Annotated in this window: 21 protein-coding genes and 2 pseudogenes; 6 read left to right on the forward strand and 17 right to left on the reverse strand. The window is 71.3% G+C overall.

All coding sequences use genetic code 11. The annotated features are described in order from the left end of the window. Positions 1-54: 54 nt before the first annotated feature. A complete protein-coding gene (locus V2W30_RS41535; RefSeq protein WP_425244513.1) occupies positions 55-228 on the reverse strand; it encodes an LAGLIDADG family homing endonuclease in 174 nt (57 codons plus the stop codon). 221 nt (positions 229-449) lie between these two features. On the opposite strand from V2W30_RS41535, the gene V2W30_RS09475 reads away from it, so the two are divergent. Further along, positions 450-1949: an amino acid permease gene (locus V2W30_RS09475; RefSeq protein WP_338695262.1), complete on the forward strand. Its 1500-nt coding sequence runs from the start codon at positions 450-452 to the stop codon at positions 1947-1949. A gap of 2 nt (positions 1950-1951) precedes the next feature. Here the strand turns inward: V2W30_RS09475 and V2W30_RS09480 are convergent, their stop codons facing one another. Next, positions 1952-3403, reverse strand: a complete 1452-nt coding sequence (locus V2W30_RS09480; protein WP_338695264.1) for an alkaline phosphatase PhoX — start codon at positions 3401-3403, stop codon at positions 1952-1954. A gap of 303 nt (positions 3404-3706) precedes the next feature. On the opposite strand from V2W30_RS09480, the gene V2W30_RS09485 reads away from it, so the two are divergent. The 3 genes from V2W30_RS09485 (at position 3707) to V2W30_RS09495 (ending at position 5636) form a co-directional block, all read left to right on the forward strand. Further along, complete coding sequence (locus V2W30_RS09485) at positions 3707-3952, forward strand: hypothetical protein (RefSeq protein ID WP_338695266.1); 246 nt, start codon at positions 3707-3709, stop codon at positions 3950-3952. 61 nt (positions 3953-4013) lie between these two features. Beyond that, entirely contained in the window at positions 4014-5177 is a 1164-nt protein-coding gene (locus V2W30_RS09490) for a hypothetical protein (RefSeq protein WP_338695268.1), read from the forward strand. 12 nt (positions 5178-5189) lie between these two features. Continuing rightward, a complete protein-coding gene (locus V2W30_RS09495) occupies positions 5190-5636 on the forward strand; it encodes a hypothetical protein (RefSeq protein ID WP_338695270.1) in 447 nt (148 codons plus the stop codon). A 121-nt stretch (positions 5637-5757) separates the two neighbouring features. Here the strand turns inward: V2W30_RS09495 and V2W30_RS09500 are convergent, their stop codons facing one another. After that, positions 5758-7188, reverse strand: coding sequence for a hypothetical protein (locus V2W30_RS09500; RefSeq protein WP_338695273.1), 1431 nt, complete (start codon positions 7186-7188; stop codon positions 5758-5760). A gap of 371 nt (positions 7189-7559) precedes the next feature. Here V2W30_RS09500 and V2W30_RS09505 point away from each other — a divergent pair, with 371 nt between their 5' ends. Then, complete coding sequence (locus V2W30_RS09505; RefSeq protein ID WP_338695275.1) at positions 7560-9383, forward strand: endonuclease/exonuclease/phosphatase family protein; 1824 nt, start codon at positions 7560-7562, stop codon at positions 9381-9383. 107 nt (positions 9384-9490) lie between these two features. Here V2W30_RS09505 and V2W30_RS09510 read toward each other — a convergent pair whose 3' ends face one another. The 6 genes and pseudogenes from V2W30_RS09510 to V2W30_RS09535 form a co-directional block, all read right to left on the reverse strand. Next, positions 9491-9760 carry a DUF4235 domain-containing protein gene (locus V2W30_RS09510; protein ID WP_338695277.1) on the reverse strand — a complete coding sequence of 90 codons (270 nt, stop codon included), beginning with the start codon at positions 9758-9760 and terminating at the stop codon, positions 9491-9493. After that, entirely contained in the window at positions 9757-10080 is a 324-nt protein-coding gene (locus V2W30_RS09515) for a DUF3618 domain-containing protein (RefSeq protein WP_338695278.1), read from the reverse strand. The genes V2W30_RS09510 and V2W30_RS09515 overlap by 4 nt, the downstream gene beginning before the upstream one ends. Beyond that, entirely contained in the window at positions 10077-10487 is a 411-nt protein-coding gene (locus tag V2W30_RS09520; RefSeq protein ID WP_338695280.1) for a phage holin family protein, read from the reverse strand. Before V2W30_RS09520 ends, V2W30_RS09515 begins: the two co-directional genes overlap by 4 nt. A gap of 54 nt (positions 10488-10541) precedes the next feature. Then, positions 10542-11221, reverse strand: a pseudogene (locus tag V2W30_RS09525) (hypothetical protein). Next, complete coding sequence (locus V2W30_RS09530; protein ID WP_338695282.1) at positions 11218-11364, reverse strand: hypothetical protein; 147 nt, start codon at positions 11362-11364, stop codon at positions 11218-11220. The pseudogene V2W30_RS09525 and the gene V2W30_RS09530 overlap by 4 nt, the downstream one beginning before the upstream one ends. Further along, the gene (locus V2W30_RS09535) at positions 11361-11681 is read right to left on the reverse strand and encodes a hypothetical protein (protein ID WP_338695284.1); all 321 of its coding nucleotides are present in this window, start codon (positions 11679-11681) and stop codon (positions 11361-11363) included. The genes V2W30_RS09530 and V2W30_RS09535 overlap by 4 nt, the downstream gene beginning before the upstream one ends. Before the next feature lie 219 nt (positions 11682-11900). Between V2W30_RS09535 and dapA the strand changes: the two genes are divergently transcribed. Continuing rightward, positions 11901-12794: a 4-hydroxy-tetrahydrodipicolinate synthase gene (dapA, locus tag V2W30_RS09540; RefSeq protein ID WP_338695286.1), complete on the forward strand. Its 894-nt coding sequence runs from the start codon at positions 11901-11903 to the stop codon at positions 12792-12794. On the opposite strand, the gene V2W30_RS09545 is transcribed toward dapA, so the two are convergent. The 8 genes and pseudogenes from V2W30_RS09545 to V2W30_RS09580 all read right to left on the reverse strand — a co-directional run bounded on the left by V2W30_RS09545 (position 12781) and on the right by V2W30_RS09580 (position 18630). After that, positions 12781-14001 carry a WD40 repeat domain-containing protein gene (locus V2W30_RS09545; protein WP_338695288.1) on the reverse strand — a complete coding sequence of 407 codons (1221 nt, stop codon included), beginning with the start codon at positions 13999-14001 and terminating at the stop codon, positions 12781-12783. The genes dapA and V2W30_RS09545 overlap by 14 nt on opposite strands. Further along, entirely contained in the window at positions 13998-14573 is a 576-nt protein-coding gene (locus V2W30_RS09550; protein ID WP_338695290.1) for a SigE family RNA polymerase sigma factor, read from the reverse strand. Before V2W30_RS09550 ends, V2W30_RS09545 begins: the two co-directional genes overlap by 4 nt. A gap of 166 nt (positions 14574-14739) precedes the next feature. After that, entirely contained in the window at positions 14740-15729 is a 990-nt protein-coding gene (dapD, locus tag V2W30_RS09555; RefSeq protein WP_338695292.1) for a 2,3,4,5-tetrahydropyridine-2,6-dicarboxylate N-succinyltransferase, read from the reverse strand. 92 nt (positions 15730-15821) lie between these two features. After that, positions 15822-15980, reverse strand: coding sequence for a hypothetical protein (locus V2W30_RS09560; protein WP_338695294.1), 159 nt, complete (start codon positions 15978-15980; stop codon positions 15822-15824). A gap of 60 nt (positions 15981-16040) precedes the next feature. After that, positions 16041-16577, reverse strand: coding sequence for a TetR/AcrR family transcriptional regulator (locus V2W30_RS09565; RefSeq protein WP_338695296.1), 537 nt, complete (start codon positions 16575-16577; stop codon positions 16041-16043). Further along, on the reverse strand, positions 16577-16897 hold the full coding sequence (locus V2W30_RS09570) for a multidrug efflux SMR transporter (RefSeq protein ID WP_338695298.1): 321 nt from the start codon (positions 16895-16897) through the stop codon (positions 16577-16579). Before V2W30_RS09570 ends, V2W30_RS09565 begins: the two co-directional genes overlap by 1 nt. Positions 16898-17036: 139 nt before the next feature. Further along, positions 17037-17198 (reverse strand): annotated as a pseudogene (locus V2W30_RS09575) (sulfotransferase); the annotation flags it as partial. Between the two features lie 112 nt (positions 17199-17310). Continuing rightward, positions 17311-18630, reverse strand: coding sequence for a DUF3616 domain-containing protein (locus V2W30_RS09580; RefSeq protein ID WP_338695299.1), 1320 nt, complete (start codon positions 18628-18630; stop codon positions 17311-17313). Between the last annotated feature and the right edge of the window lie 151 nt (positions 18631-18781).

Genomic DNA, 18781 nt, shown 5'->3' on the forward strand with positions numbered 1-18781 from the left:
CATATCCGGCCTTCGAAACGCGAGCACGCTCCCCCATCCTTCGACACTCACGGATCAGACACGGATCAGACTCACGACCCCGAACTCGAGCAGCATGTCGGAAACCTGCCGCGCCAATTCACAGGATTCCGTCGCGTATTCGACAGAGCCGTGCACGGTCCCCTTGGCGTTGACACGACGACGCCCACAGCCGTCGGTATCGATGAGCCCAGCCAGGCCCCCAGCCATAAATTCCTGGCTGAACCGGGCTTCAGGGCCTAGGCAGTCCTGGTCTCCCCTGCCTGTCCGACATCCCGTGGCACGCACACACGCACACACGCCATTCACTCCCGGAATGTGCAGCGGAAACTCGCACGAAGCGCACTCGAAAGGAGCTTCCCTCCCTCGGATAAGGGCGCACCACGGTGTGATGCATGGTATTTGCGGCCAACTCGGGCAGAGTTCGCGGCGTGAACCTGCACAAAGACGAGAACCCCGGCCAACATCCGCACCATGAACTCCAACTCGACGACCCGCTCACCGCGGAAGGCGTTGCCGACGCCGGCGACCTCGGCTATGCCAAGTCCCTGAAACCACGCCACATCAGCATGATCGCGATCGGTGGCGCGATCGGCACCGGACTCTTCCTCGGCGCGGGCGGCAACCTCGCCAAGGCGGGCCCCGCCCTCGCGTTCGCCTACGCCATCTGTGGCATGTTCGCGTTCTTCGTGGTGCGGGCGCTGGGCGAACTCGTCGTGCACCGGCCGTCGTCCGGTTCGTTCGTGTCGTACGCGCGGGAGTTCCTCGGCGAGCGGGGTGCGTTCATCGCCGGGTGGATGTACGTCCTGAACTGGTCGACCGCCGGGATGGCCGACATCACGGCGGTGGCGCTGTACGTGCACTACTGGTCGATGTTCACGTCGATCCCGCAGTGGGTGCTCGCGGCGATCGCGCTGGCGGTCGTGCTGACCGTGAACCTGATCTCCGTGAAGACCTTCGGTGAGATGGAGTTCTGGTTCGCCATCGTCAAGGTGGCCGCGCTGGTGCTGTTCCTGCTGATCGGCATCTTCTTCCTGGCCACGGGCCGCGAGGTGGACGGCAACGACCCGGGCTTCTCGCTGATCAGTGACAACGGCGGCTTCTTCCCGCTGGGCGTGCTGCCGGTCGTCCTGATCACGCAGACGGTCGTGTTCGCGTACGCGGCGGTCGAGATGGTCGGGGTGACGGCGGGCGAGACCGAGAACCCGGAGGTGCTCGTCCCGAAGGCCGTGAACTCGATCATGTGGCGGGTCGGCATCTTCTACGTCGGCTCGGTCGTGATGCTGACGCTGCTGCTGCCGTGGTCGGCGTACTCGGCGGACCAGAGCCCGTTCGTGACGGTCCTGTCGAAGATCGGCGTGCCGTCGGCCGGCGGCATCATGAACCTGGTGGTGCTGACCGCGGCGATGTCGTCGCTCAACTCCGGCCTCTACACGACCGGGCGCATCCTGCGTTCGATGTCGATGGCGGGCTCGGCGCCGTCGTTCACGGCGCGGATGAGCGGCAGCCATGTCCCGTACGGCGGCATCCTGCTGACGGCGACGGCGGCGCTGTTCGGTGTCGCGCTGAACGCGTGGCTGCCGGAGGACGCGTTCGCGATCGTCACGAACATCTCCTCGCTGGGCGTCATCTCCACCTGGTGCATGATCATGCTCTGTCACCTGGTGTTCGTGCGCCGCTCCAAGGAGGGCCTGGTGCACCGGCCGTCGTTCCGGCTGTGGTGGTCGCCGTGGATCGAGCTGATCACGATCGCGTTCCTGCTCGGCGTGATCGTGATGATGTGGTTCGACAAGGACGGCGCGGGCCGCGACACCGTGCTGATGCTCATCCCGATCGCGCTGTGTCTGACGGGCGGCTGGTACGCGGTGCGCGGGCGGGTCCACCGCATCGCCGACGAGCAGGAGGCTCCGCCGGTGGACCCGCTGCAGTAGCCCTACTTCTGGCGCTTCCAGGGCCCGGTGATCGCGAGCATGATGCCGGGGGTCTGGATGTTGGCGAACAGGGTGCGGCCGTCGGGCGAGAAGGTCACGCCCGTGAACTCGCTGTACTCCGGCTCCTCCGCGGTGCCGATGTTCAGCTCGTTGCGGGCGATCGGGTACGTGCGCCCGCCGTCGGTCGCGCCGAACAGGTGCTGGACGCCCTCGCCGTCCTCGGCGATGACGAGTCCGCCGTACGGCGAGACGGTGATGTTGTCCGGTCCGTCGAGGGCGCCGTCGACCGACGGGTCCGGGTTCACGCCGAGCAGCACCTTCAGGGTGAGGGTGCGGCGCTTGGGGTCGTAGAACCAGACCTGTCCGTCGTGCTGGACGGGGCTCTCGGCACGGGCGAACGAGGCGACGATGTACGCGCCGCCGTCACCCCACCACATGCCCTCCAGCTTGCGGGCGCGGGTGATCTCGCCCTCCGCGAACTGCTTGCGCACGGAGACCGTCCTGGCGCCGCGGTCCGGCACCTCGATCCAGTCGACGCCGTACACGGTGCCGATCTTCGTGGCGCGCGAGAGGTCGTCGACGAACCGGCCGCCGGAGTCGAAGCACTTGAACGCCTCGTACGTGCCGGCGTCGTCGGCGAGGGTGCGGAGCTTGCCGCGGCCGTGCTCGAAGCCGCGCGGCGGGGTCCAGCGGTAGAGCAGGCCGTTGGGGCCCGACGCGTCCTCGGTCAGGTACAGGTGACCGCGCTTGGGGTCGACGACGACGGCCTCGTGGGCGTAGCGGCCGAGCGCCTTGATGGGCTTCGGCGCGCGGTTGGCGCGACGGTCGTACGGGTCGACCTCGAAGACGTAGCCGTGGTCCTTGGTGAAGCCGTTCTTGCCGGCCTTGTCCTCGGTCTCCTCGCAGGTCAGCCAGGTGCCCCAGGGGGTGTTGCCGCCGGCGCAATTGGTGGCGGTGCCGGCGATGCCGACCCACTCCGCGACCTCGCCGCCACGGCGCACCTCGACGACGGTGCAGCCGCCGGCCGCCATCGGGTCGTAGACGAGGCCCTCGGTGAGCGGCACCGGGTGCGGCCAGTTGGCGCGGGCGCCGGCCAACTCGTGGTTGTTGACGAGCAGGGTGGTGCCGCGCGGGCCCTCGAAGGTGGAGGTGCCGTCGTGGTTGGACGGGGTGAACTCGCCCGACTCCAGCTTGGTCCTGCCGCAGTACGTGATGACCTTGTACGAGAAGCCCTTGGGCAGCGCGAGGATGCCGGCGGGGTCGGACACCAGCGGTCCGTAGCCGACGCCGGGCCGGTGGCCCTTGCCCTCGGCGTGCGCGTCGGCGGTGGCGCTGTCGTCGGTGGCCGCGAGGGCGCCCGGCGCGGTGGCGAGGGCGCCGACGGAGCCGGCCAGGGCGACTCCCGCGCCGGTGGCGGCGGAGCGTCTGGCGAAGTCCCTGCGAGTGAGCGGCATGGTGGCTGTCTCCCGGTTGAGGTGAAGGCGGTGCGGGGGGCTGACCCTGTTTTCGGCCACACGTTCTCTCTCGCTCCTGAACGGCGGTTGAACACCGTCCGACGCCCGGGGGCCCGATTCCATGACTTCCGTGAACCTTCTCCCGGACGAACCGGGGAAGAATCTTCGTGAAGAAGGTCAACAAGGGCAGCTCGGAAGGAAACCCAAGATTTCACGCAGAACGACTTGACCGCCCTGGCCCGCGGCAATAGACAGAGTCCTACCTGCATCACCGCATCACCCGACGAGGGGGTGGCGAACCGCGTGGACGTACACCGGGCGCGCACCCTCCATGAGAGCCGGCTCATGGAGCTGGCCAATGTCACCGGGGTCGGCACGGGACGGGACGAGCACTCGGGGGCGGACGTGATCGTCGTCTTCGTCTCCCGGAAGGTGCCCCGCGACCGGCTCCGCGCGCAAGACGTGGTTCCCGAGGAACTCGACGGGGTACCGGTGCGCGTTCTCGCGATCGGTGAAGTCCGCGCCCAGGACGACCCGTTGGACTCATAGGCCCGGCCGGACCCGCGGGTTGTGAGGGGACCCCCACAGTCAGGGGAAGAGGTGGTCTGGCGTGAGCCAACCCGAATTGATGCGAGGACCCGCCGGAGGGCAGCTCAGCGACAGCTCCCGCCGGCAGGCGACCAGCGACTTCCTGCGGCGCGAGTCGCCGCTGGCCAACGTGGTCGGCTACGGCCACGGCGTGAAATGGGTGAACGGGGAGCCCACCGGCGAGCAGGCCGTCGTCGTCTTCGTCACCCAGAAGCTGCCGGAATCGATGCTCCCCGAACGGGATGTGATTCCGCGTCAGATGGACGACGGCACCCCCACCGACATCGTGGCCGTCGGCCAGATCTCCGCCCAGCGGCGGCAGACCCGGCCCTCCTCGGGCCGCCCCGAGGAATCGCGCGGTCTCTCCTACGGCCCCGACGGCGGCAGCGCCCAGCAGCTGGCCGGCCTCGGCCAGCCCCTCGTGGAGGACTTCGGCGGCGCCCCGTCCTTCGAGCCGCAGGTCCTCAACCACCGGATGCGGCCGTGCCCTTCGGGCTTCTCGGTCGGCAACGTGGCCATCACCGCGGGCACCCTCGGCAGCGTGGTCTACGACTTCCTGCCGGGCGCCACCGTGGACCCGCCGGGCCCCGGCCTCGGCACCCCGTCGAAGTTCTACGTCCTGTCCAACAACCACGTGCTCGCCGACTCCAACCGGGCGCAGCTGGGCAGTTCGGTGCTGCAACCGGGCAGGTTCGACGGCGGCACCGACCCGACGGACCGGATCGCCACCCTGTCCCGCTTCATCACCATCCAGTTCGCCCCGCAGACACCGCTCGACCAGCACAACAACGTGGTCGACTGCGCGCTCGCCGAGGTCCCGTTCCAGGACGCCACGCGCGAGCAGTACTTCAGCGGCGCGCCGCGCGCCTGGCGCCGCAAGGCGAACGTCGCGGTCGGCGACAACCTCAAGAAGTCGGGCCGTACGACGAACATCTCCTTCGGCCGGATCATCGCGGTCGACGCGACGGTCGACGTCAACTACGGCACCGCGGGCACGGCCCGCTTCAAGGACCAGATCCTCACCACGAACATGTCGGCGGGCGGCGACTCCGGGTCGCTGGTGACCTCCCTCGACGATGTCGCGATCGGTCTGCTGTTCGCCGGTTCGTCGCAGGTCACGGTCATCAACCACATCGAGAACGTCCGCGCGCTGCTGCGCGTCGAGGTCTCCGAGCAGCTGGCATAGGGAGGTGACGTCATGACCACTCAGGCACGCAAGCAGAAGAGTCGGTCGCAGGCCGAGCACCGCTTCCACAATCCGCAGGGCGCGGAGGTCAAGACGCGCGACGAGGCGTTCGCGGCGCCGCGCGAGGTGTCCGCGGAGGCGGTGACCGTCGAGTGCACGCTGGAGCTGAACAACGGCTCGGTGACCTTCGCCATCACCGCGAAGGTCAACCCGAACACGCACCCCTACGTGGTGACCGGCGGTCAGATCACGTCCGGCATCTGCGGGGCCCCGTGGGACATCACGGGTGGATTCATCGGCGACTCGCTGCGGCTCGACGCGAAGCGGGCCGGTCAGGGGTCGTGCGCGAGCACGATCACCGTGGTCGGCGAGTACCAGAACCCGCCGTCGTACCGGGGGACGTACGGGTTCGACGGAGCGACGTCGTCGTTCAAGCACACGACGCGGTATCTCTGCTAGCCGCCTGATCGCCCATGCCCGTGCCGGACGCGGCGTCCGCCGTCAGGACCGGCACCCGCCGGCGGGCGGCACCGCGCCCCTGAGACGCGCACCTCGTGCGGCGGCTCAGGGCGCGCGGCCGCTACTGCGCCGCCGAACGTGCCTTGAACGCCGCCTTGCGGGCCTCCTTGGCCACCTTCTTGTCCGGGTGGAGGCGGCCCATGGCCTCGAGCACGTCGGCCGTGGCGGGGTGTTCGACCCGCCACGCCGAGGCGAAGAACCCGCTGTGCTGCGCGGCGAGGCCCTCCACCAGGGCCTGCAACTCGTCCGAGTTGCCCTCCAGGGAGAGCTGCGCGGCGATCGTGTCGACGGTCAGCCAGAAGACGAGGTCCTGCGAGGGCGGCGGCACGTCCGCCGCGCCGTGCTCGGCGAGCCAGACCCGGGCGAGCCCGCCGAGTTCGGGGTCGTCGAGGACCTCGCGCAGGGCCGGCTCGGCCTCGGCGCCGACCAGCGACAGGGCCTGCTGGCAGCGGAGCCGCCGCAGCGGGGCCCCGGCGTCGGCGCCGCGTGCGGCGCCGAGCAACTCCCGTGCCGCGCCCAGCGGTTCGCGCCGCGCGAGCCACTGCTCGATCTCGGCCTGCGCGGCCGCCTGCGGGAACCCGGACGTGCTGTCGAGCAGCACGTCGGCCCCCTTGCCGGCGAGGTCGCCGACGGCCGGCGCGTCGACGCCCGCGTCGAGCATCCGCGCCCGGATCCCGTACAGGCCCAGCGGGGTGAGCCGCACCATGCCGTAGCGGGAGACGTCGGACTCGTCGAAGGGTTCGGCGGGGGTCTGGTCGTCGATGTCCGCCATCAGCGCCTCGTCGACCGGCTGGAACTCCACGAGGCCGATGGGGTCGAGCAGCCGGAACTGGTCGTCGAGGCGCATCATCGCGTCCGACACCTGTTCCAGGACGTCGTCGGTCGGCTCGCCCATGTCGTCGGGCACGATCATCGACGCGGCGAGCGCGGGCAGCGGCACCGGGCCCTCGCCCGCGCCGCCCTCGCTGACGGTCAGCAGGTAGAGGTTGCCGAGCACGCCCTCCAGGAACTCGGCCTCCGCCTCGGGGTCCCAGTCGAGCTGCGAGAAGTCGATCTCGCCGCCGTCCTCCATGGCGTCGACCAGGTCGTCGAGATCGGGCACGGTCGCGTCGGCCAGGACCGTGTCGAGCGCGCCGAGCCAGAGCGCGAGCACGTCCGCGGGGCCGCCGGAGGTCACGGTGCCGAGCTCCTCGCCCACGGTGACCGTCCCCGCCTCCTCGTCCACCACGTCGACCAGGCCGGTGTCGACGGCGACGCGCCAGGCCTCGCTCGCGTACGCGACGCCGTCCTCGTCGTCGCTCAGCCCCAGTTCGGCTGCGGCGCCGGGCAGTTGCTCGTCGACGAGTTCGCCTCCCGCGCCGACGCGGGTGTCGGGCCCGGCCCAGCGGGCGAGCCGCACCGCGCGCGACAGGAGGGGGGTGGCAAGGGCGTCCCGCGCCAGCTCCGCTTCGGCGGGCAGCCGCACCGGCGGCAGGGGGGAGCTGTCTGACATCGGCTGGTTCTCCTCAGGGGCTGTGAGCCTGGCTTTGCGACCGCTCAGCCTAGACGGATTCGACCCGCCCTCCCGTCGCCCGCCACCAGCCTACCCGAGCCCTTCAGGGCGCCCCTTTTGATCGGTTCATGCACTCGTCGGTTTCCGCTCGGCTCACGGACACCCGCGAAACCTTGACAACTCCCCTGTCCACACAAGAGATTTACGCGCGTAGAAGCACCGAGTTCGACCCGTACGCCGGCCGGGACGCGCCCCACCGCCCGCCCGCCGCGTACGCCCTGCTCCACCCTCGTCCCGGCGCCAGGCGGGGCCGACGGAACCCGCACCTCCTCGGTCCCGCCCGACCACACGCACGTCCCCGGAGGGAACCCTTGCCGAGCAAGTCCACTCACCGCCGCTCCCGTATCGCGGCGCTCGCCGTCGCCACCGCCAGTTGCGCGACGTACGCCGTCGCCCTGACCGGCACCGCGCACGCCGCCACGGTCGCCGTCCACGACATCCAGGGCACCACCCGGATATCCCCGTACAAGGGCCAGGCGGTCACCGATGTCGCGGGCATCGTCACGGCCGTCCGTACGACCGGCTCCTCCAAGGGCTTCTGGATCCAGGACCCGAACCCGGACGACGACCCCGCCACCAGTGAGGGCGTCTTCGTCTACACCGGCTCCGCGCCGAAGGTCGCCGTCGGCGACGCGGTGACGGTCTCCGGCACCGTCACCGAGTACGTGGTGAGCACCGGCAACCAGTCGCTGACCGAGATCAGCAGGCCGACGGTGACGGTCGTCTCGTCCGGCAACGCGCTGCCCGCCGCCACGGTGATCGACGCCAAGTCGGTCCCAGACGCGTACACCCCGGCCGGCGACCCCGCCGCCGGCAACTCCGTCAACGGACTCACGCTCCAGCCGTCGGCGTACGCCCTCGACTACTACGAATCCCTCGAAGGCATGAGCGTCGCGATCGGCTCGTCGCGCGTGGTCACCGCCTCGAACGCGTACGACGAGCTGTGGGTGACGGTGAAGCCGCACGAGAACAGAACCGCGCGCGGCGGCTCCCTCTACCGCTCCTACGACGACCAGAACACCGGCCGTCTCCAGGTCATGCCGCTCAACTCGACGCAGGAGTTCCCGGTCGCCGACGTCGGTGACCGCCTCACCGGCACCACCGAGGGCCCGCTCGACTTCAACTCGTACGGCGGCTACACGATCTCCGCGTCCACCATCGGCACGGCCACGCCGGGCGGCATCGAGCGCGAGACGACGAAGGCGCCGTCGGCGCACGAACTGGCGGTGGCGACGTACAACGTCGAGAACCTCGACCCGTCCGACACCACGTTCGCCGACCACGCGAGCGCCATCGTGAACAACCTGCGGTCGCCCGACATCGTGTCGCTGGAGGAGATCCAGGACAACAACGGCGCGAAGAACGACGGCACGGTCGCCGCCGACGTCACGATGAGCAAGCTGATCGACGCGATCGTCGCGGCGGGCGGCCCGGCCTACGACTGGCGCTCGATCGACCCGGCCGACGGCAAGGACGGCGGCGAGCCCGGCGGCAACATCCGCCAGGTGTTCCTGTTCAACCCGGAGCGGGTGTCGTTCACCGACCGCGCCGGCGGCGACGCCACGACGGCCGTCGGAGTCACCAAGGTCGGCGGAAAGGCGCACCTGACGGCGTCGCCCGGCCGTGTCGACCCCACGAACACGGCGTGGGACGCCAGCCGCAAGCCGCTGGCCGGGGAGTTCGTCTTCCGCGGCCGGACGGTCTTCGTCATCGCCAACCACCTGAACTCCAAGGGCGGCGACTACGCGCTGACCGCGCAGTACCAGCCGGTGCCGCGCAGCTCGGAGACCCAGCGCCACGCACAGGCGACGGCTGTCAACACCTTCGTCAAGAGCGTCTACGCGGCCCAGAAGAACGCGGACGTCATCGCCCTCGGTGACATCAACGACTTCGAGTTCTCCGACACCGCGAAGATCCTCGAAGGCGACGGCGACCTGTACTCGGGCATCAAGTCGCTGCCGAAGAAGGAGCGTTACACGTACGTCTACCAGGGCAACAGCCAGGTCCTCGACCAGATCCTGGTGAGTCCGTCGATCCGCAAGGGCGGGTTCGCGTACGACAGCGTGCACATCAACAGCGAGTTCCACGACCAGATCAGCGACCACGACCCGCAGGTCCTGCGCTTCCGGCCGTGACGGGGCCGCCGGGCGGGGGCCGCACTCCCCGCCCGGCGGGCTCACGCGGCGGCGGTCCGGTACGGGCACCGCCCTCGGACCGCCGCCCGCGCCGGTGGGCCCGGCGCTCAGCCGGGCCAGACTCCGGTCACCCGGCGCACGCCGACCGCGCCACCGCGGTCCACCGCGGCCTTCACCACGGCGAAGATCGCGCCCTGGACGACGGCCGCGCCGAGCACCTCGCCCCAGCCGCGCTCCTCGTCCATGGCGTCGGGGGCGTCGTCCTCGCCGAACAGCACCTTCCACGTCCGGTTGAAGACCGCGCGGGCGAGCAGGCCGCCCGCGAGGCCGGTGGCCATGCCCAGCGGGCGGTAGACGATCTTGACCGCGCGGCTCATCGGCGACGCCCCGCCCGGACGCGGTGGCGCACCACGACGACGGCCGCGGCGGCCCCGGCAGCGGCGGCCGCGGCGAGCACCGGGCGGCGGTGGTCGCGGCCGGCCCGGACGACGGTCGACGTCGCCTGCCGTACGGGGCGCGGTGTGCCGTCCTGGACGCGGTGGGCGACCTGGACGGCCTTCTCGCGCGCCCGGCCCTTCACATCGGCCCGCTCGGCCAACTCGCCGACCGTGTCGGCGAGTTCGCCGCGACTGTGCGCGATGTCGCGGCGCAGTTCCTCGGGCCCCTTGGTCCCGGGCGTGTCGTGCGTACGGCTCATCGGTGCGCCCTTCCCTTGATCTCGTCGACGTCGTGCTTGATGCCCGCCAGGGCCTCGCTGGGCACCGGTGGGGCGGCCTGCTTCAGTTCGCGGCGCCCGAGCGTGCCGAGCACCGCGGCCACGACGAACAGCACGCCCGACACGATCAGGGCGCTCGCCCAGACGGGCAGCACCAGGGCCAGAGCGGCGATCCCGGCCCCCGCGAGGACCATGAATCCCACGTAGGCGACGGCGCCGGCGGCGCCGAGCAGTCCGCCGCCGCGTCCGGCGCGGCGGCCCTTCTCGGTCAACTCCCAGCGCGCGAGCGCCATTTCCTGCCGTACGAGCGTGGAGAGCTGTTCGGTCGCCCGCTCGACGAGTTCACTGACGGAGCGTCGCTCCGTGTACTGGTCGGTGGTCCCGGTCACCGTGTCCCGCCTCCTTCCGTGCGTGGAGGGGCCGGGTACCCGCCGAAGGCCGCGCTATCCTTCCGCGTCGCGGCCGCGTCCCATCGCCCGGCCGAGCCGCCCCAACTGGCCCTGGAACCAGTCGAGCCTGGCCTGGAGCAGCGTCGCCTCCGCGGCCAGTTCCGCGATGCCGGGCGCCGCGCCGAACGGGGGCCGGCGCCGGGCGCGGCCACGACCCGCAGACCGTCGCCGGCCAGGCGGGCGAACGTGGCGAGGGTCCAGCGGGGCCTGCCGCCCACGCAGCCGCCGCACGCGGCTTCGAGGACGCGGCGCCCCGCGCGGCCCCATCCGGAGTCGGCGAGCACGGACGCCTGCGCGCCGCACGGGCAGGGCCCCACGGTCGCGGTCCGCACCCGCTGCCTGCCGTAGCGGAACCCCTGCTCGAAGCGGATGTACGGGCCGAGCACGGACACGTCGAGAAGCACGGCCTTACGGTGTTCGGCGCTCGTCAACAGCCCCTCGGCGACGCGGCGTTCGTGCACGCAGTGGAAGCCGCAGTCGCAACGGCGGTGCGGGGCGCGGTGTCTGCGCCCGTAGACGCAGCGCGCGTCGTCGAGCACCCGGTACGGTGCGGCCGCGCCCAGCGAGACGCCCAGGAAGCCGGCGCGCCCACCGTCCGCGTCGAGCACGGGGTGGGCGATCTTGTGTCCGGTGGGCGGCTCCGTGGGGCGTTCCTCGGGGAGCCGCAGCCTCATCGGACGGCCGGGACCTCGGCGTGCTCCGCCGGCTCCGTCAACTCGGGCTCCTGCAGGGCTACTTCAGTGGCGTCCTCGTACGGAGCCTCCTCGTACGGTGTCTCCTCGGCGATCCCGGTGGCGAGTGCTTTGCCGAGCCTCATGCTGCCTCCCCTGAACGGCCTTCGGCGACCCGGTCGTCGGCCGCCGACTTCTCATGGTGGCGCATCCCGGACGTTTTGGCACCAGTGCCCGCGCAGGCGCCCGCCCTGTCGCCCGCCTCCCCCATGAGCAGCGCGTACTGGTCGGCCACCACCGCCTCGGCCACGGCGACCGCGCGCTCGCCCGCGAGGCGCATCCCCGTCTGCGAGTACGGCGGCACCACCGGGCACCTGCGCCGCCACCAGGCCGCGCCCGCCGCGTAGATCCCGCTCGCGCACATCAGCACGGGCATGGCCACGGCCATCACCACGTCTCGCACCACAAACCCCTCAAGACCCGTATGAAACGAACAACACACTCACGTGCTCTGTGCAGTTCATCGGGTTCCGGGCGGCCGGACTGAAGACCATCTCTACGCCAAAATCGCCCGAGAACGACCGAAAGCGTGTCCTAACCCTCACACTCTTCAGCAGCTCTCCGCCCCACCTCGTAGAAGATTTAAGTGGAGCTTCACCGTCGGGCGGCCGACACTGCCCTCATGAGCTCAATGAACTTCGGCCGCGCCCTGTGCGCCATGGTCACGCCCTTCACCGACGACGGCGCCGTCGACCTGGACGCCGCCCAGAAGGTGGCCGACCGGCTGATCGGCGAGGGCTGCGAGGGCCTGGTCCTCTCCGGCACGACCGGGGAGTCCCCCACCACGACGGACGCCGAGAAGGCGGACCTCGTGCGGGCGGTGCGGGCGGCGGCCGACGGGCGCGCGTCGATCGTCGCGGGCATCGGCACGTCCGACACCCGGCACACGATCGCCCTCGCGGCGCAGGCCCAGCAGGCGGGCGCCGACGGCCTGTTGGCGGTCACCCCGTACTACAGCCGCCCGCCGCAGGACGCCGTGGAGGCCCACTTCCGCGACCTTGCCGACGCGACGGACCTGCCGGTCATGCTCTACGACATCCCGGGCCGCACCGGCACCCGGATCGAGCCCGCCACGATGATCCGGCTCGCGGAGCACCCCCGGATCGTCGCCGTGAAGGACTGCGCGTACGACCTGCTCGGCACCCAGAAGGTCATGGCGGCGACGGACCTGGCGTACTACACGGGCTGCGACGAGTACGTCCTCGCCCTGTACGCGCTCGGCGGGGCGGGCTACGTCTCGACGGTGGCGAACTGCGTCCCGGCGGCGTTCCGCGCGATCGTCGACGCCTACGACGCGGGACACACGAAGGAGGCCGCCCGCCTCCAGCGACTCACCGTCCCCCTCACCGAGTTGATGATGAACGCGGGGCTGCCGGGCACCGTGACGGTGAAGGCGCTCCTCGCGGACCTCGGCCTGCCGGGCGGCGGCCCGGTCCGGGCACCGCTGCGACCCGCCGACCGGAGCACGGTCGACGGGTTGCGGGCGGCGTACGACGCGCTGGTCAGCGCGTCGTGAACTGCGGGTACCAGCGCCCGGGATAGTCGGCCGACGCCTTGCGGAAGTCGCTGAGCGGGACGACCTTGTGGGTGCCGAGGGTGATCAGCAGCAGCTGGTTGCGGAACTCGCCCTTGCCGTTGCACTTGCCCGGGGCGCAGCCCCAGGCGACGACGCGCTTGTCGTCGGCCCAGGCGACGAGCTGCTGCGCGGGCAGCTTCTCGACGAACTTGCCGGTCCGCGCGTCGTTCACGGCGACGGCGATCGTGTCGCCCTTGCCGGCGAAGTCACCGGCGACGAGTTCGCCGTCGGGCGAGAGGCCCGCCTCGACGAACCAGCTCACGTGGCGCTCGGCGGCGGGCACGGCCGCCTTGCGTCCCTGGAGGTCGTAGTACTGCTCCGGGACTCCGCCCGTCATGACACCGGCGTGCACGAGGGTGCCGGTGCCGCTGAACGAGAAGTCCTGCCGGGCGTTGATGTCCTCGTTGTCCGTGACCTCGTGCCAGTCGCTGTGCCCCGTCCTGACGTCGACGACGGAGAAGCCGTTCCTGGACGACTGGTAGTCCATGCCGGGCATGATCTTGCCGCTGCCGTCGTCGACCCTGTTCCTCTTGTACAGGTGGTCCGGGTCCTTCGCGTAGGTCGTGCCGACCAGCTTGCTCCCGTCCGGCGAGAACTCGACCCCGGCGACCCCCTCCTTCACCGGGATCCACCGCTTCACCTTGTTCGTGGCCAGGTCGAGCAGCCCGATCCGGTCGGTGGGCCACTTCTTCTCCAGCACGGCGGCGGTGCGCAGCCCGGGAGCGACGGTCAGCCAGGACCACTCGGTGATCTTGCGGTACCGCTTGGTCGTCGGGTCGATGACGCCGTAGGTGCGCTCCAGCCGGCCGTCACCGTTCTCGTACACGACGTTCTTGTACGTGGCGAACGACGCGAGCGCCGTGCGTCCCGCCGCGATCACGTCCTTGGGCGGCGACTGGTCCGGGTGCGCGATGACGTCCTGCGTACCGGTCACACCGGCGGGCCTGATGTCCTCGCCGCCCCCGATCCGCGGCACCACGACGGCTCCGGCGACCACGGCGGTCACCGCAACCGCGGCGACGGCGATACCGCGCCCGCGCCGCCTGCGCCGGGCCGCGAGCACCCGGTCGGCGAGGTCGGCGGGCGCGGGCTCGACCCGGTCGGCCTGCTCCAGCAGTGCGTCCTTGAGCATGTCGTCGACGTTCACGGGCGCACCTCCACGGGCGCGTAGTCACGGGTCGGCGGCTGTTCGCCGTCGGCGAGGCCCAGCGCGCCCAGCTCCGGCGCGAGGCTGCGCAGCCTGGCCAGGGAACGGTGGGTCGTGGAGCGCACGGTGCCGACCGTGCAGCCGAGCACCCGGGCCACGTCGGCCTCGGGCAGATCCTCGAAGTAGCGCAGGACGAGGACGGTGCGCTGGCGCGGGGTGAGCCGTGCCAGCGCGGCACGCAGCACGACCCGCAGTTCCGCGGCGGAAGTACCCCCGTCACCTCCGGCCGCGTCGGGCACGTCCCCGTAACTCACCTCCCGCCTCGGCCACTTGAGCCGCCAGCGGCTGACCTGCTGCCGGTAGAGGACCTGGCGCACGTACGCCTCGGGGTCCTCCACGCGGTTCCAGCGCCCGGCGACCTTGATCAGCGCGCTCTGCAGCAGGTCCTCACCGGCGTGCCGGTCGCCGCCGCACAGCAGTACGGCCGTCTTCAACAGCGCCGACGACCGCCCGGACACGAACTCCCGGAAGCTCTCGGCGCTCTCGCCGAACCCCTCGCGTACGGCATCCATCGCCACCTCTCTTCCCCCCGGGCACCCCCGGCTGTTTCCGCTCTCTCCCCTCATGACGACCGCACCCCACCGCCGCTATGCCTGCGCCCCCGAAAGATTTTCCCGCGCACACGGACGAGCGGCCCGCGCCGGGATCCCGGCGCGGGCCGCTCGCTGGTGCGGACCGCTAGTTGTGGCTGTGCAGGATCTCGTTCAGGCCGCCCCAGACCGCGTTGTTCGGGCGGGCCTCGACCGTGCCGGTCACCGAGTTGCGGCGGAAGAGGATGTTCGAGGCGCCGGACAGGTCGCGGGCCTTGACGATCTCGCCGTCGGGCATGGTCACGCGCGTACCGGCGGTGACGTACAGGCCCGCCTCGACGACGCACTCGTCGCCGAGGGCGATGCCGACGCCCGCCTCGGCGCCGACCAGGCAGCGCTCGCCGATGACGATGCGGACGTTGCCGCCACCGGAGAGGGTGCCCATGGTGGAGGCGCCGCCGCCGATGTCCGAGCCGTCGCCGACGACGACGCCCGCGGAGATGCGGCCCTCGACCATCGACGTGCCGAGCGTGCCGGCGTTGAAGTTCACGAAGCCCTCGTGCATCACCGTGGTGCCCTCGGCGAGGTGCGCGCCGAGGCGGACGCGGTCGGCGTCGGCGATGCGCACGCCCTTGGGGGCGACGTAGTCGGTCATGCGCGGGAACTTGTCGATGGACGTCACCTGGAGGTGCAGGCCCTCGGCGCGGGCGTTCAGGCGGACCTTCTCGACGTCGTCGACGGCGACCGGGCCGAGCGAGGTCCAGGCGACGTTGGCGAGGAAGCCGAACTGGCCGTCCAGGTTCACGCCGTGCGGCTTGACCAGGCGGTGGGAGAGCAGGTGCAGACGCAGGTACACGTCGTGCGCGTCCAGCGGCTTGTCGTCGACGGAGGCGATGACCGTGCGCACGGCCACGACCTCGACACCGCGCCGGGCGTCGGGACCGATCGCCTTGGCGGCCCCCTCGCCGAGCAGCTCGACGGCCTTCTCGGCGGAGAGCTTCTCGGTCCCGGCGGGGCCCGGCTCAGCGACGAGCTCGGGCGCGGGGAACCAGGTGTCGAGAACGGTGCCGTCGGCGGTGACGGTGGCAAGGCCTGCGGCGACGGCGCCGGTGGAACGAGGAGCAATGGTGTCGGTCATGGAGGCCAACCTAATCGGCGGGCCCCCGCCGAAGCGAACCGGCGGGGAGCCCGTCTCAGCAGCCGGGCCCCCTCGGTTTCCCTCTCCGTGGCTCACGGGCGCTGCCCCTTGCCATCGACGACGGCGGCGGCGAGCCGCGCGTCCCGGAGCATGCGGTCGCCCCCCTTCCGGACCTGGTCGGGCGTGCGATCGTCGTCGACCTTCGTGGTGGTCCGGTCACGGGTCCTCCGTCCGCGGACGGGCGCGAGCATGTCACCCCTTGTTCCCCACAGCCGCCTTGTTCCCCGCAGCCGCCGCAGCGGTTCACGCGCTCAGGGGATCAGCCGTGCCAGCATCTCCCGCGCGTACGGCGCGTCGAACTCTCCTCCGGTGAGCAGGACTTGGAGCGCGATGCCGTCCATCAGAGCGACCAGGGCGCGCGCGGTGACGGGATCGGTGCGGTCCGCCACGGCCTCGGCCAGTTCCTCGCACCACTCGGCGGCGACGGGCCGCAGCGCCGGCCTGCGCAGCGCGGCGAGGTACAGCTCGTACTCCAGCTCCACGCCGACGCGGTCCCCGGCGAGCCATTCGCCGAGCACGGCCGTCAGTTCGTCGGCGAGGTCGCGGTCCGGGTCGCGGAAGGCGCCGCGCGCGGCGACGATCTTGGCGAACCCCTCGTTGGCCTGCCGCAGCGCGGCCACCATCAGCTCGTCGAGGGTCGCGAAGTGGTACGTCGTCGAGCCCAGCGGCACATCGGCCTCGGCCGCGACGGTGCGGTGGCTGAGCCCGCCGATGCCCTTGCTGCCCACCACCCGGATCGCGGCGTCGATGATGCGCCGGCGACGGTCGGGGTCGTAGCGCCGGGCCATCAGTGGGCACCGCCCAGGTTCAGCAGGACGACGCCGCCGATGACGAGGGCGATGCCCGCGACCTTCGCCGCGGTCAGCCCTTCACCGAGGAAGATCATGCCGATCGCGGCGATGACGGCGGTGCCGGTGCCCGCCCAGATCGCGTACGCGGTGCCGATCTGGACGGTCTTCAGCGTCTGCGCGAGGAGCACGAACGCGATCACGTACCCGGTGACCGTGATCAGCGAGGGCCAGAGCCTGCTGAACCCCTCGCTGTACTTCATGGCCGTGGTGGCGGCCACCTCGGCGGCGATGGCACCGGCCAGCAGTACGTATCCCATGTGTACGAGGGTACATATCGTTGCGTACACCCGTACACAACGACGGGGTCGGCCTGATGCCGCCCTTCAGGCCGACCGCGTCACGCCCTGGAGCGCGCCGATACGGCTCGCACCTCTGGGGAACCTCGCCCACGGAGCGGCAGATGTCCCGTAGCCGCGTCTCCGGGTCGGCGACGAGGTCCTCGAACCGCACCTCGCGCCACCGCGAACTCCTCGGTCGGGTGCGCCACTTGTCGGCCGGATGCCTCACCTGCGCCCAGGTGGCGACGGCCTCGTGGAACCCGCTGTGCCCCCACGGCATCCGCAGCGGCGAGCCGACGCGGGCCCGTCCTCGGGCCCGCCGCTGGGCGGACCCGTGTCGCGGCCTGAGAATCCCGTACGAATCCCCCACCCGTGCCGGTGCACGCGCGTGGCTACGAGACCGTGAACCAGGCCGCCCGCGACTTCTTCCACTCGGCGTGCGTGAGGTCCTTGGCCTCGGTGCCGTCGCCGTACAGGTCGGCGGAGCCGCTGTCGGTGATCAGCTGCACCCGCTGCCCGGGGACGGACAGGTCGGGCACGGCGACGACGGACTCCCAGCCGCCCGGGTCGCTCGTCGGCAGGTCGGCGCGCTTGACGGGCGCGTGCCCGGCGACGCCGTCCCACTCGTACAGGGCGTACGGGTCGCTGTTGTCGTCGGCGGCCCAGCTGCCGGCCAGGATCAGGTACTGGTCGGCGGAGTTCTTGCGGAGGTCGCGGACCGACAGGCCGCCCAGGTCCAGCTCGATCGCCGTGCCGAAGACGGGGGCCGAACCGCTCGACAGGACCTTGTCGAAGTTGGTGACGGGCACGATCAGCGCCTTGCCCCCGTCCTTCGGCGGCACCAGCGGCGCCCGGAACCCGATGTACGCGGTGGACGTGGACCCCGGCGCGAATTCGAGGCCCTCGACGTTGAACCCGTCGATCTGCTTGGGCGCCTCGCCGTCGGCGGTACCCGCGGCGAACCCGTACCGGTCGCCGTTGGCCTCGTCCCACGCGACGAGCTGGTCGCGCAGCTTCTTGTAGGAGTGCGCGTACGACAGCTGGGTGGCGGAGCCGGTGGCGCTCACCGAGGTGGTGAAGACCGTGTTGCGCGGCGCCTTGTACTCGCCGTCCTTGTTGTTGCCGAGGGAGCCGGTCCAGTAGATGAGGTCGCCGACGCGTGCGGCGCCCTCGATGTCCACCTCCTTGCTGACGCCGAGCTGCGCGCTGAAGTCCCAGGTGCGCACCGGGGCGCCGGACCTGGACCGGTCGTACAGGCGCAGCACGTTGGACTCGTCGTCGGCGACGACGACGTAGCCGTCACCGACGTCGACGGCGGCGGAGGCGTCGCTGGACCCGGTGAAGTACCGCGCGTCGACGGCGTTCTGCACGGCGCCGGAGGCGGCGTAGTGCAGCGTCGTGGTCGCGGACGTCCCGCCGACTCCGGTGACCTTCAGGGTGAGATCGGTGTAGCCCCGTCCGCGCGCGGCGACCGAGACCGTACGGCTCGCGCCGGTGCCGCTGACGGTGACGTCGACCGGCTGGGCGACCGCGGTCCTGCTGCTGGCGCTCGCCGCGACGGTGAGCCGGGAGGCGTCGGCCCCGCTCTGTGCGATGTTCACGGTCACGGTCGGATCGTCCACGCCCCCGACGGCACCGCTCAGGTATCCGGTCGAGAGCGCGATCGTCGGCGTCGCCGAGGCCGCCGCGCCGGCCGGGTGGTTGCTGCCCATGGCGGCCAGCGTAAGAAGCCCGCACGCGACAGCAACGGCCGTTCGGCGTGAGCGCGGAATGTGATGCGGCACTGGGTACCTTTCGTCGACACGGTGTCGACCGGAACCCTCTTCCTCCTGCGCCAATCCGCGGTGACGGCCGTACGTACGG

It is taken from the genome of Streptomyces sp. Q6, from assembly GCF_036967205.1.
Lineage (GTDB): Bacteria > Actinomycetota > Actinomycetes > Streptomycetales > Streptomycetaceae > Streptomyces > Streptomyces citrinus.

Excerpts from the sequence above, each read along its gene's own strand:
- V2W30_RS41535 (WP_425244513.1), bottom strand. The coding sequence starts at position 228 with ATGGCTGGGGGCCTGGCTGGGCTCATCGATACCGACGGCTGTGGGCGT.
- V2W30_RS09480 (WP_338695264.1), bottom strand. The coding sequence starts at position 3,403 with ATGCCGCTCACTCGCAGGGACTTCGCCAGACGCTCCGCCGCCACCGGC.
- V2W30_RS09495 (WP_338695270.1), top strand. The coding sequence starts at position 5,190 with ATGACCACTCAGGCACGCAAGCAGAAGAGTCGGTCGCAGGCCGAGCAC.
- V2W30_RS09500 (WP_338695273.1), bottom strand. The coding sequence starts at position 7,188 with ATGTCAGACAGCTCCCCCCTGCCGCCGGTGCGGCTGCCCGCCGAAGCG.
- V2W30_RS09510 (WP_338695277.1), bottom strand. The coding sequence starts at position 9,760 with ATGAGCCGCGCGGTCAAGATCGTCTACCGCCCGCTGGGCATGGCCACC.
- V2W30_RS09515 (WP_338695278.1), bottom strand. The coding sequence starts at position 10,080 with ATGAGCCGTACGCACGACACGCCCGGGACCAAGGGGCCCGAGGAACTG.
- V2W30_RS09530 (WP_338695282.1), bottom strand. The coding sequence starts at position 11,364 with ATGAGGCTCGGCAAAGCACTCGCCACCGGGATCGCCGAGGAGACACCG.
- dapA (WP_338695286.1), top strand. The coding sequence starts at position 11,901 with ATGAGCTCAATGAACTTCGGCCGCGCCCTGTGCGCCATGGTCACGCCC.
- V2W30_RS09550 (WP_338695290.1), bottom strand. The coding sequence starts at position 14,573 with ATGGATGCCGTACGCGAGGGGTTCGGCGAGAGCGCCGAGAGCTTCCGG.
- dapD (WP_338695292.1), bottom strand. The coding sequence starts at position 15,729 with ATGACCGACACCATTGCTCCTCGTTCCACCGGCGCCGTCGCCGCAGGC.
- V2W30_RS09560 (WP_338695294.1), bottom strand. The coding sequence starts at position 15,980 with ATGCTCGCGCCCGTCCGCGGACGGAGGACCCGTGACCGGACCACCACG.
- V2W30_RS09565 (WP_338695296.1), bottom strand. The coding sequence starts at position 16,577 with ATGGCCCGGCGCTACGACCCCGACCGTCGCCGGCGCATCATCGACGCC.
- V2W30_RS09570 (WP_338695298.1), bottom strand. The coding sequence starts at position 16,897 with ATGGGATACGTACTGCTGGCCGGTGCCATCGCCGCCGAGGTGGCCGCC.
- V2W30_RS09580 (WP_338695299.1), bottom strand. The coding sequence starts at position 18,630 with ATGGGCAGCAACCACCCGGCCGGCGCGGCGGCCTCGGCGACGCCGACG.